At 52.6% G+C, this 12,426-nt stretch carries 8 protein-coding genes; 3 read left to right on the top strand and 5 right to left on the bottom strand.

Translation table 11 applies throughout. The features are described from left to right. Positions 1-14: 14 nt before the first annotated feature. Positions 15-3,347: a maltose alpha-D-glucosyltransferase gene (gene treS / locus I0P70_RS06250; protein WP_196115608.1), complete on the top strand. Its 3,333-nt coding sequence runs from the start codon at positions 15-17 to the stop codon at positions 3,345-3,347. Further along, positions 3,340-5,697, top strand: coding sequence for a 1,4-alpha-glucan branching protein GlgB (gene glgB, locus I0P70_RS06255; protein ID WP_196115610.1), 2,358 nt, complete (start codon positions 3,340-3,342; stop codon positions 5,695-5,697). The genes treS and glgB overlap by 8 nt, the downstream gene beginning before the upstream one ends. A gap of 108 nt (positions 5,698-5,805) precedes the next feature. Here the strand turns inward: glgB and I0P70_RS06260 are convergent, their stop codons facing one another. Together I0P70_RS06260 and I0P70_RS06265 are read right to left on the bottom strand one after the other, a co-directional pair. After that, complete coding sequence (locus I0P70_RS06260) at positions 5,806-6,405, bottom strand: DUF2179 domain-containing protein (protein ID WP_196115612.1); 600 nt, start codon at positions 6,403-6,405, stop codon at positions 5,806-5,808. 34 nt (positions 6,406-6,439) lie between these two features. After that, entirely contained in the window at positions 6,440-7,522 is a 1,083-nt protein-coding gene (locus tag I0P70_RS06265; protein WP_007656104.1) for a mechanosensitive ion channel family protein, read from the bottom strand. Positions 7,523-7,806: 284 nt separating this feature from the next. On the opposite strand from I0P70_RS06265, the gene I0P70_RS06270 reads away from it, so the two are divergent. Then, entirely contained in the window at positions 7,807-10,014 is a 2,208-nt protein-coding gene (locus I0P70_RS06270) for a bifunctional alpha,alpha-trehalose-phosphate synthase (UDP-forming)/trehalose-phosphatase (protein WP_196115614.1), read from the top strand. Between the two features lie 77 nt (positions 10,015-10,091). Here the strand turns inward: I0P70_RS06270 and I0P70_RS06275 are convergent, their stop codons facing one another. From I0P70_RS06275 to xseA, 3 genes are read right to left on the bottom strand one after another with little or no spacing between them, the layout of a single operon-like run. Next, the gene (locus tag I0P70_RS06275) at positions 10,092-10,298 is read right to left on the bottom strand and encodes a hypothetical protein (protein ID WP_196115616.1); all 207 of its coding nucleotides are present in this window, start codon (positions 10,296-10,298) and stop codon (positions 10,092-10,094) included. Positions 10,299-10,315: 17 nt separating this feature from the next. After that, the gene (gene xseB, locus I0P70_RS06280; RefSeq protein ID WP_007656098.1) at positions 10,316-10,582 is read right to left on the bottom strand and encodes an exodeoxyribonuclease VII small subunit; all 267 of its coding nucleotides are present in this window, start codon (positions 10,580-10,582) and stop codon (positions 10,316-10,318) included. Further along, positions 10,575-12,137 (bottom strand): exodeoxyribonuclease VII large subunit, encoded by a 1,563-nt coding sequence (xseA, locus tag I0P70_RS06285; protein ID WP_196115618.1) that lies wholly within the window; start codon positions 12,135-12,137, stop codon positions 10,575-10,577. The genes xseB and xseA overlap by 8 nt, the downstream gene beginning before the upstream one ends. Between the last annotated feature and the right edge of the window lie 289 nt (positions 12,138-12,426).

The raw sequence follows: 12,426 nt of genomic DNA on the forward strand, positions 1-12,426 counted from the left end.
ACCGAAAAAACTATATGGCAGAAGACAACACCCTTCTCGACGACAACATTCACTGGTACAAAGATGCCATCATCTACGAGCTGCACATCAAGGCCTTCATGGATGGTAACGGCGACGGCATTGGCGACTTCAAAGGGCTCATGCAGAAGCTCGATTACCTGGAAGAACTGGGTGTAACCGCTATCTGGTTATTACCTTTCTATCCTTCGCCGCTCAAAGACGACGGCTATGACATTGCCGACTACTTCAGCATTAATCCGAGCTACGGCACCATGCAGGATTTCAAGCTGTTTGTGAAGGAAGCGCATCGCCGGGGGCTCAAGGTCATCACCGAGCTGGTGATCAACCACACCTCCGACCAGCACCCCTGGTTCCAGCGGGCACGCCGCGCCAAGAAGGGCTCCAAGCACCGCGACTTCTATGTGTGGACCGATGACCCAACCCAGTACAAGGACGTTCGCATCATCTTCACTGACTACGAACCGAGCAACTGGACCTGGGATCCGGTGGCTGGCCAATACTACTGGCACCGCTTTTTCCACCACCAGCCTGACCTGAATTACGACAATCCTGAGGTGCAGAAAGAGGTGTTCAAGACCCTGGACTACTGGTTCGACATGGGCGTGGATGGCTTCCGTCTGGATGCCGTGCCTTACCTGTTTGAGCGTGACGGCACCAACTGCGAGAACCTTCCGGAGACACATGAATTCCTGAAAAAACTGCGGGCGCACGTCGACAAAAAATACGAAGGCAAGCTTTTGCTAGCCGAGGCGAACATGTGGCCGGAGGATTCGGCTTCCTACTTCGGTGACGGCGACGAATGCCACATGAACTACCACTTCCCGATCATGCCGCGTCTGTTCATGTCCGTGAAGATGGAGGACCGCTACCCGATCATCGACATCTTTGACCAGACACCGGCTATACCTGAAACCTGCCAGTGGGCAATGTTCCTGCGCAACCACGACGAACTCACGCTCGAGATGGTGACCGACGAGGAGCGCGACTACATGTACAAGGTATACACCCGTGACCCGCTCGCCAAGATCAACTTAGGTATACGCCACCGCCTGGCACCGCTGCTGGGCAATGACCGCGCCAAGATCGAGCTCATGAACGTGCTGCTCTTCTCCATGAAAGGCACACCCGTGGTATACTATGGCGATGAGATCGGTATGGGCGATAACTACTACCTGGGTGACCGCGACGGCGTGCGTACCCCGATGCAATGGAACGACAACCGTAATGCCGGCTTCTCGACGGCCAACCCGCAAAAGCTATACCTGCCCGTGATCATCGACCCGGAGTATAAGTACGAGTCGGTGAACGTGGATACGCAGCAGCATAACGCCAACTCGCTGCTTTGGTGGATGCGACGCGTCATCAACATGCGCAAACGCTACAAGGCTTTCGGCCGTGGCGAGATTCGCTTCCTGAATCCGTCCAACGCCAAAGTGCTGGCCTTTGTGCGCTCTTACCAGGACGAGAACATCCTGGTAATTGCCAACCTGTCGCGCTTCCCGGAGGCAGTGGAACTGGACCTGCCAGAGTTCAGGGGCTACGTGCCGGTGGAGGTGTTCAGTAAAAACAAATTCCCGCAGATAAAAGAGGAGAACTACGTGCTCACAATGGGCGCGCACGGTTACTACTGGTTTGAGCTGCAGCCGCAGGAAGTGAGTGGTCGCGAGGGACTTGACATGAAGAAACCTGCCATGCAGCTGCCAACGCTTAGCCAGCCTATACCTGCCCGGGCGCTCAAAACACTCGAGAGTAAGGTGCTGCCACCATACATAATGAACCGCCGCTGGTTCGGGGGCAAGGCCCGCACGATACAGCGCATGCAGGTGGTGAGCAATATGCCGATGACGGCGGGTCGCTTTGCCGCTTCACTGCTATTCATAGAGGTGAGCTACAACGAAGGCCTTCCGGAGCTGTACCAGCTGCCAATCGCTTTCGCGGTCGGTGAGCAGGAAGAAGAGCTCATAGCCAGTCAGCCGAACAGTGTGATAGCCCGTGTGACCATGGACGGTAAAGAGGGTATTCTCTATGATGCCGTTTACTCCGAGGACTACCGCCAGCTCTTGCTCAACCTGATGGCCAAGCGCAAGAGTATTAAGGTAGATAGCGCTGAACTGGTGGGTACGGGCAACCGTTCTATTGCTGCCAAAATAAAAGAGATCGGTCACACGCTCTCTTCCAAAATACTGGGGGCTGAGCAAAGCAACACCTCGGTGCTATACGACAACCAGTTCTTCCTGAAGGTATACCGCAAGCTCGACCGCACACTGAACCCTGACGTGGAGATTGTGCAGGCGCTTACGGAGAAGGAATTTCCGAATGTACCGATGTACCTGGGCTCGATAGAGCACGAGGAAGAAGGCAAAACGCCGATGGTGCTCGTGATGTTGCAGGAACTGGTGCCGAACCAGGGCGATGCCTGGGTATACATGGAGGATTCACTCAAGCGATTCTTTGAACGTCTGCAGACACACAAGGAGCACATCGAGCAAATTGATACAACAGGTACGTTGGCAAAACCAGTGCCTTTTTCAGAAGCGCCGGAGCACATGCAGCTTCAACTGGGAGGTGCGTCCGTAGAGCGCATCGAGCTACTGGGGCAACGCACGGCTGAGATGCACCTGGCACTATCCGACATGGTTACCTCGAAGGACTTTGCGCCGGAGGACTTCTCGCTGCACTACCAGCGCTCGCTTTATTCGTCACTCACCTCACTGGTGCGCAGCAACTTCGACAGTCTGCGTAAGCACCTGCCTAACCTGCCGGATGCCGTGCGGGCCGAGGCGGAGGAGGTACTGCAAATGCGACAGGAAGTGCTCGAGCGGCTTAAGATGATTTTCCGCCGCAAGATCAACACCATGAAGATCCGCACACATGGCGATTATCACCTGGGTCAGGTATTGTTCACGGGCCGCGACTTCATCATCATTGACTTCGAAGGCGAGCCTGCCCGCTCTTTCAGCGAACGCCGTCTGAAACGCTCACCACTGCGTGACGTGGCCGGCATGATCCGCTCGTTCCACTATGCGGCTTACAATGCGCTGTTCCAGCAGGACAGTTTCCGCAAAGAAGACGGCGACTACCTGGAGACCTGGGCTGAGCAATGGTACCACTACGCCAGCGGCTTCTTTATGCATACCTACCTGGGTATAACCAAGGGTACGGGCGTAGTGCCCGAAAATGAAGAAGACGTAGAGGTGTTGATGGAAACCTTCCTGCTTGAGAAGGCGATCTATGAACTGGGATATGAACTGAACAACCGTCCGGATTGGGTGCTCATCCCGATCAGGGGCATAAAGTACATCATGAGGAAATATCAGAATGGCTAAGAAAAAGGAACAGGAGAACACACAGCAAAACCCGATGGCGGGAACAGGTATGGAAACCGGGCCCGGCGCAGCCATGAACGATGGCACGGCCACAAAAAAGGCTGGAGGCAAAAAGAAAAGCAAGCAAGAAGAAGGTATAGCCACTGTGGAAGTGCAGTCAGGTGCAGCTGCAGCTCCTGCCAAAAGAGGCAGGCCGCGTAAATCTGACAGCTCCGAAATGGGAGAGGCGGCGCAGGAGGTAATGGTGAAGCCAAAGCGGGGACGTGCGGCCAAGGCTACCACAGCCGAAGCAACGACCACTGCTGAAGAAACAAAACCAAAGCGCGGCAGGTCTGCCAAGTCGGTGACGCAGCAACAGGAGGCGGAGGCACAGAAGACGGGCTTGTCTACCACGCCAGCACCTGTGATGGAGCAGCCGCATCAGGAACAGACCGGTCCGGTTTATTACGACATCAGCCGCCTGTCAGAGTTTGATATCTACCTGTTCCGCGAAGGCCGTCATTTCAACCTGTACGAGAAGCTGGGTTCGCATCTGATGGAGCGACAGGGCACGAAGGGAGCATACTTTGCAGTGTGGGCCCCGAATGCCGAGCAGGTTTCCGTGATGGGCGATTTCAACTCCTGGAACCGCGAAAGTCACCAGTTGCAGGCGCGGGCTGACGGTTCAGGTATATGGGAAGGCTTTGTGCCTGATGTGCAGGCAGGTATGCTCTACAAGTACCATATCCGGTCGCGCTACCACATGTACCATGTTGAGAAAAGCGACCCTTTTGCGCTGCGCCGTGAAAAACCGCCACAAACTGCTTCGGTCGTGCACGAGCTGCACCACAGCTGGCAGGACAACGATTGGCTGGAGCAGCGCAAGTCGCGCCATGGCCAGCCGCAGCCTTACTCGGTTTACGAATTGCACGTGGGCTCATGGCGTCGCAAGCCAGAAGACAATAATCGTCCGCTGACTTACCGCGAACTCGCCGAGGAGCTGCCTGCTTATGTCAAGAACCTGGGCTTTACGCATGTGGAGTTCATGCCGGTGATGTACCATCCTTTCAGTGGTTCCTGGGGCTACCAGATCACAGGTTACTTTGCAGCGGCCAGTATGTATGGCTCTCCGGAAGATCTGATGTGTCTCATCGATGCCCTGCACCGCGAAGGCATTGGTGTGATCATGGACTGGGTGCCCTCGCACTTTCCGTCCGACGAGCATGGTCTGGCCTATTTCGACGGGACACACCTGTTTGAGCATGCCGATCCGCGCAAGGGTTATCATCCGGACTGGAACAGCTACATCTTCAACTACGGTCGCAACGAGGTACGCTCTTTCCTGATCAGCAACGCCCTGTTCTGGCTCGATAAGTACCACGTGGACGGGCTGCGTGTGGATGCCGTGGCTTCCATGCTATACCTGGACTACAGTCGCAAGCATGATGAATGGATCCCGAACGAATTTGGCGGGCGTGAAAACCTGGAGGCTATCTCTTTCCTGAAAGACTTTAACCATGCCGTGCATGAGCAGTTCCCCGATACCTTGACCATTGCCGAAGAGTCTACGGCGTGGCCCCAGGTGACAGGCAAAGTAGAGGATGGCGGACTGGGCTTCGATATGAAATGGATGATGGGCTGGATGCATGATACGCTCACATATTTTTCCAAAGATCCGATCTACCGCAGGCATCACCAGGGCGATATCACGTTTAGTATCATTTACGCCTTCAGCGAGCGCTTTATGCTACCGCTCTCGCATGATGAAGTGGTGCACGGCAAAGGGGCTCTGATCCGTAAAATGCCGGGCGATGAATGGCAGGCTTTCGCCAATTTGCGGGCGCTTTATACCTACATGTATGCCCATCCAGGGGCGAAACTGCTGTTCATGGGTGGCGAAATTGCCCAAAGCAGTGAGTGGAACCACGACAGCAGCCTGGACTGGCACCTGTTGGAGTTTAAGTACCATGCCGGCATTCAAGAGCTTATACGCGCACTGAATCATACCTACCGTGATCAGCCTGCTCTCTATAGCAAAGCCTTCGACCCATCAGGCTTCGAGTGGATCGACTTTAACGATGCGCACAATAGTGTGATGAGTTTCCTGCGCAAGGGTGACCGTCCTGAAGACCAGCTATTAGTAGTTTGCAATTTCACTCCGGGCGTGCACGAGCACTATCGTTTAGGTGTACCGACCGGAGGCAATTGGGTGGAGGTGTTCAACAGTGATGACGGCCATTTTGGTGGCAGTAATTTCCACAACCATGGTACACTGCAGGCGATACCTGATTCTTTCCACGGGCATGATTTCTCTGTCGTGCTGAAGTTGCCGCCTATGGCGGTGGTGTATTTTAAGTATCAGCCGGACTAGTCTTATATGATTGGATTGGTTTGAAGCCAATGAAAAAGAGAGCGTCTGTTCTGATTGAATAGACGCTCTCTTTTTGTGCTCAGGTATAGCTAAGCTTCCCCAAGTTATTTATTTCCCCTTACGCAACGGAAAAAGTCTCCAGATGCCGAGTCTATGCTTGCCTTCCTCTTCCGGCATTTCCGTTTCTGATACTGACCGTACGTCTTCAATCGAGTAGAAAGCGTTGGGGTTGTAGTCGCGGATGATCTGGATAACCTCCTGTAGCTTCTTGCGCTTGACGATCATGAAAAGCAGGTTCACCTTACCCCTGGTGCCTTTGGCGTCGAGGGCGGTGAGGCGGTAGCCACGGCCGGCCAGGCGGTCGATCAGCTGATCGCCTGAGTCGACGGTGATGACGCGCACCACCACTTGGCCCAAAGCCAGTTTCTGCTCAATGCGGAGGCCCAGGAAGTTACCGGTTGCAAAGCCGGCTGCCCAGGCAAAGTAAGAGGCAAAATTGCTCAGGTTTTGCATCACCTGTGTAATGGCTACCAGCCAGATGAGCACTTCAACGAACCCCAGCAAAGGGGCAATCACTTTGTCACCTTTCGAAATAAAAACAATGCGCAGAGTGCCCAGCGTCACGTCCATAATCCGGGCCAGAAATATAAGTACAGGTATAATGACCCAATTGACGAGTTCAGGGTCAATTCCTTTGAAGTAATCCATGTTTTGGTTTATCCTTTGGCAAATGTGTAAGCTGTTACTGTGTTCGGTCAGAAATGGTTTCCTGATCCAGGGAGGCCCGGATTTTAGGCAGGGCTTCCGGGTGGTGCTCCTGTATAAAGGTAATAAGTTTTTCGCGGATATGGCACCTCAAATCCCAGGCTGCGCCGGAACTGGGGGCACTCACCATCACCCGCAGCTCCAGGGTACGCTCTTTCGCATCTGTTACCTGCAGGTTTTGCACCTGGCGGTCCCACAGCGGCGTATTTTCGAGGATGTGAGCTAGCTCAGCCCGTATTTTCTCGATCGGGGCACGGTAGTCCAGGTATAGGTGTACTGTGGCCAGGATGTCGGAGCTGCTGCGGGTCCAGTTCTGGAAGGGCTTCTCGATAAAGTAGTTGAGCGGCAGCACCATGCGGCGGTTGTCCCAGATGCGCAGGACCACATAAGTCAGCGTAATTTCCTCTACCCGGCCAAACTCACCCTCGAGCACCAGCACATCGTCAATGCGGATGGGCTGTGAGAAGGCAATCTGCAAACCGGCCAGCAGGTTGGACAAAGAGCGTTGGGCTGCAAAACCTACGATGATGCCCGCTATACCTGCCGACGTCAGCATACCGGTGCCCAGCTTGCGAACCGGCTCAAAGGACAGTAACATGAGCGAAATAGTGATGAAACTAATCAGCACCATAGACAGCTTTTTGATAAACTGCAGCTGTGTGATCAGGCGCCGCTCCCGTATGTTGTCTTCTTTGGTAATGTTGTACCTGAGCCGCACCATATCTTGCACCACAAACACCAAATGCAGCAGAATCCAGCCAAATCCGGCAATATTCAGCAGTTCGATCAGGCGTCTGAAAAAATAGTACTGATCAGGCGTAAAAGGTGTGGAACTGAGCACAAAAGCGGCAAAGAGCAGCGGTATAAAAAAGGTAAGAGGTCGGTCAAGGTGGCGCGTAACCGAGGCCATCAGCTGTGGGCTGGTCTTGCGGTTATAAAGATTTAGCAGCCAGAAGAGCAGCACTTTCACCAGCAGTCCTACCAATATGGCAACACCCATGATCAGTAATCCGAGTGCAAGATGATCCAGTTCAGCTAAAAATTGAGATAATCGTTGCATAAGCTAAAAACAGTCAGGTTTAACGTCCTGTGAACGCCTCTCACATACGCTTATTCAGCAAGATGGGTATCTCCTGCCAGGTAAATGCTTCTGTGTCAGGAGGAGATTTTTATTTAATAGAAAAATGACTATATAGTTAAAACGTGCATGCAACTATATCCGTATGATATAAAGACTGCCTGTACCACAAATAGGCGGAGAATTTTTTTGAATCCGGACACTGAATGCTGTTGGACCACACCCTGGGCTAGCAGCTGCAGAAGCCTGACATAAGGTATAATCACATGGCAAAATTGATTATTGTATCAAACCGACTCCCTGTAAAGCTGCAGGAAAGCGAAGGTCGGCTTGATTTTAAACCGAGTGAGGGAGGCCTCGCAACGGGGTTAGGCTCTATCTACAAAAAGAAGAACAACCTTTGGATTGGCTGGCCTGGCATGGTAGTAGAAGATGAGACGCAACAGCAGCAAATCATCGACAACCTGAACGGGCAAAACATGCACCCCGTCTTTCTTTCCGATAAAGAGATAAAAGAGTTTTACGAGGGCTTCAGCAACGAAACGCTGTGGCCTACTTTCCACTACTTCAGTCAGTACGCTATATATGAACAGCAGCTTTGGGAAACTTATGTTGAGGTAAATCAAAAGTATTGCGACGAGCTGGTGAAGGTGGCCGAGCCAGATGACACCATCTGGGTACATGACTACCAGTTGCTGTTGCTGCCTTCTATGCTGCGCGAAAAGCTGCCGGATAGCACCATTGGCTTCTTTCAGCACATTCCTTTCCCGTCTTACGAGGTTTTCCGCCTCTTACCCTGGCGCAAAGAACTGTTGGAAGGTATGCTGGGCTCCGACCTGATCGGTTTCCATACCTACGACGACATGCGCCACTTCCTGAGCTCCGTCAACCGACTGGTAGGCCACGGCAGTACGCATGGCTGGATCAACACCGGTAACCGATCCCTGCTAGTCGACTCTTTCCCGATGGGGATAGACTATGAAAAGTATGAGCAGACAGCTGAAAGTGAGGAGGTTAAAAAACGTGAAAAGATCTATCGTAACAACCTGCATTCCAAAAAGATAATACTTTCCATCGACCGTCTGGACTATTCCAAAGGTATACCGCAGCGCCTATTAGCATTTGAGCTGTTTTTGGAGCGCTACCCGGAGTTTCACGAGAAGGTAACACTGGTAATGCTGGTGGTGCCGTCGCGCGATGCCGTGGAGAAGTATAAGGAACTGAAAGAGGAGGTGGATGAATTGGTAGGCCGTATAAATGGCAATTACAGCCACATGAACTGGAACCCGATCCAGTATTTCTACCGCTCTTACCCACTGGAGACGCTTTCTGCCTTCTACCGCATGGCCGATGTGGCGCTGGTAACCCCTATGCGCGACGGCATGAACCTGGTATGCAAGGAGTATGTGGCCAGCAAGCTCGACCAGAAAGGCGTGCTGATCCTGAGCGAGATGGCGGGTGCTTCGAAGGAGCTTTCAGAGGCCTTGCTCATTAATCCGAACGATATCAACCAGATGGTGGAAACGCTGCACACGGCCCTGACCATGCCGGAAGAAGTGCAGCAGCAGCATATGCGGCACATGCAGGAGTCGCTACGCAGGTATAACATCCACCATTGGGTGAGCATGTTCATGGACCGTCTCTCTTACGTGAAGATCAAGCAGCTGTCTATGGCAACTACTTACCTCGACGAGGCGACTTACCAGGAGCTCAGCAATTCCTACGAAGAAGCAAGTTCCCGCCTGTTCTTCCTAGAGTACGACGGCGCCCTGGTCGACTACCACAACCGTCCGCTGATGGCCGCCCCTGACGAAGATCTGCTAGAGCTTTTGCAGGTGCTGAGCAGCAACTCTAAGAACAGGGTAGTGGTGATAAGCAGTCGTGAAAAGGACAACATGCAGCGCTGGTTGGGTCATCTGAACATCGACCTTATAGCAGAGCACGGGGTTTGGATAAAACAACGCGGCACCGGCTGGCAAACCATGACCAGCCTCATCGACGACTGGAAAAGCGATATCCGCCTGATCCTGGACCTGTACGTGGACCGTACGCCGGGCTCGTTTATCGAAGAGAAAGAGTACTCGCTGGTTTGGCACTACCGCCGCGTAGAAACAGGTTTAGGTGAGTTACGTGCCCGTGAGTTGGTGAGCCATCTTAATTTCCTGGCCACTAACAGCAATCTGCAGGTGCTCGACGGGCAAATGGCCGTGGAGATCAAGGCGCAGGAGGTGAGTAAAGGGAAAGCAACCAGCTACTGGCTCAATATGTACCCGCACGACTTCGTGCTGGCCATTGGCGATGACTGGGGTGATGAGGATATCTTCAAAGCCATGCCGCGTGAGGCCTATACCGTCAAGATTGGTAATACACACTCCGTAGCAAAGTATCACCTCGATAGCTGCGAAGAAGCACGCAAGCTCCTGTCACGGCTGATTGGGCTTAAGCAGAAAAAGCTTCCGAAAGAATTGTTGTAAATAGGTTATAGTGAAACAAGTAAGCCCCGACTGTTTTAGAGCAGCTCGGGGCTTTTTGTATCTGCTAGAGGTATAGCCTATTGCTGTGACTGCTTGTCAGTCTTCCTGCTATACCTGCGGTAGCTGAATACCAGTGAAATCAGTACCAGTACATTGGCCACCAGTCGCATGTATACATGCTGGTTGGGCACAGAGGTTAGCGAATCCGTAAAGTCAATGTTCGTCACGTTGTAAATGATCAAACCTATCAGCAGGATGATCAGTACGAGGGCAAATTTCTTCATGAGCTGGTTGGCTATACCTACTGAAACAAAGTACCACTACCTGCACTGCCTTTCTCAGACTTCGAAGCCGGTTCTTCACAGTTCTCCTCATTGAACACTTGGTTGATGGCGTTCTCGGCGTTGCGCAGCTTGTCTTTGCAGAATTTGATCAGCAGGGAAGAGCGCTGCACCTTCTGGGTGAGTTCATCCACATCTACTGAGTCACTTTCGATGGCCCGCAGAATCTCCTCCAGTTCCTGGGTGGCCTCGCGGTAAGTCATTTTGTTTATGTCCTTGTTATTCATTTTCGTCTTTGTTTACAACTAAACTATGCACCTTGCCGTCCTGCAGGCGCGTCTCGATCACATCTCCCTCTTTCACCTGTCCGATGTGCTTGATGATCTTGCCATTGATCAAGGTCAAGGTATAGCCGCGCAGCAAAAGTTTCTCCGGATCGTTCGCCTGAATGCGAATCTCCAGCATGTCTAACCGGTGGCTGTCGGAGCTGAGTTTTTTCTGGGCGCTATACTGCAGGCGGTCACTGCATTTCACGAAGCTGAGCTGACTTCGCTTATGTTTGTCTTTGGCTTCAGTTTCAATGCAATGCACGAGCTTATTCAGGTCCTGCTCCTTCATGTGCAACCAGCGCTGCCCAATGCCTTCCACACAAACGGTGAGCTCGCTTAGTTCCTTACCGCGCAGGTGCAGCAGGTCTTTGGTATAAGCCTGAAGCAACTTCTCAGAATTCAGTAACTGGTGCTTCTGGTTTTCGAGGAAACTCTTTGGTTTGAGCAGCAGACTCTTAGAGAAATGCTCCAGCTGTTCCCGGTTTTCCTGCAGATAGCCATTGGTCAGGTTCGATATCTTCAGGCTCTGCCGTTCCAACTTGTCAGCAGTGAGGCGTATTTGCTGGCTGACGAACATATAAATGCTGTCAAACAGCCCCTCCATTTCCGTTTCGAAAGAACGTGCTTTGTCTATCAGATAATTAGCAACAGCCGTCGGAGTCTTCTGGCGGGTATGGGCTACAAGGTCGGCAATACTTTCGTCGCGCTCATGGCCTATACCTGTTATCACAGGTAGGGGGGCGTTGCCAATAGCAGCGGCAACTTTATAGTCATCAAAACAACCCAGGTCCGTTTGTGAACCCCCACCGCGGATGATCACGATGGCGTCGAACAGATGGCTATACCTGGCGATCAGGTCCATGGCTTTGGTGATGGAGGCCGGTGCCTCGTTGCCCTGCACCGTCGCCGGGAATAGCCGTGTGTCGAAGGTATAGCCGTAGCTGTTGTTTTCGAGCTGATGTATAAAATCCTGATAGCCCGCCGCCGTCGCCGACGACACAATGGCCAGTCGCTGCGGTACCAGTGGCATTTCCAGCTCCTTGTTTGCCGTCAGCAGTCCTTCGGCCTCCAGGCGCTTCAGGGTTTCCTGCCTTTGCCGGGCCAGGTCGCCAATGGTATAGTTGGCGTCGATGTTGATGATGTCGAGGCTCAGACCGTAGAGTTCATGAAATCGTACCTGCGCCTGAAAGAGGATTTTGAGTCCGGCCTTGAGTGGCTGCCCTGTCTTCTCTTCGAAATAACGGCCTAGCATTTGAAAACGGCTGCTCCAGATCGTGGCCCTGGCTTGCGCTTGTATGGCGCCGCGCGGGTTATCGCCTTTGTCGACCAGGTTGAGGTAGCAGTGCCCCTTGCGCCGGTCCGGCGTTACCTGCGAAACCTCCGCCACCACCCAGTAACTCTCCGGGAACGCCAGCTCCAGTTCCTCCCGGATCTGCTGGTGCAGTTCGAAGAGCGAAAGCGGAGCGTTGAACTCCTGAGTAACCGAAGTTTGGCTGAAATAAAACTGGGCCATGGGCAGGGTGAAGGATCTAAACCCGAAGATAGTGGTTTTGGGGGAAAGTTATTATCACTAAGTAGGGTTTTATCCTATTCGTTGATATTGCCTTTTTTATAAAGGGTTATTAGTCAATTAGTATTGTTTATAGTGTTCTCTACTGACTTTGTATTATAGTTTCGCCTGTGCGGCGGGCACTATTTGCCCTAGCCGGGCGGGCCTTACTTTTTTCCTTGATGAAAAAAGTAAGCAAAAAAATCAAGACGCTCCAAACTCGCTGAACGCTCAAACAGTGGAGCGCCGAAAA

The organism is Pontibacter sp. FD36 (genome assembly GCF_015686655.1).
In the GTDB taxonomy this organism is placed as follows: Bacteria; Bacteroidota; Bacteroidia; order Cytophagales; family Hymenobacteraceae; genus Pontibacter.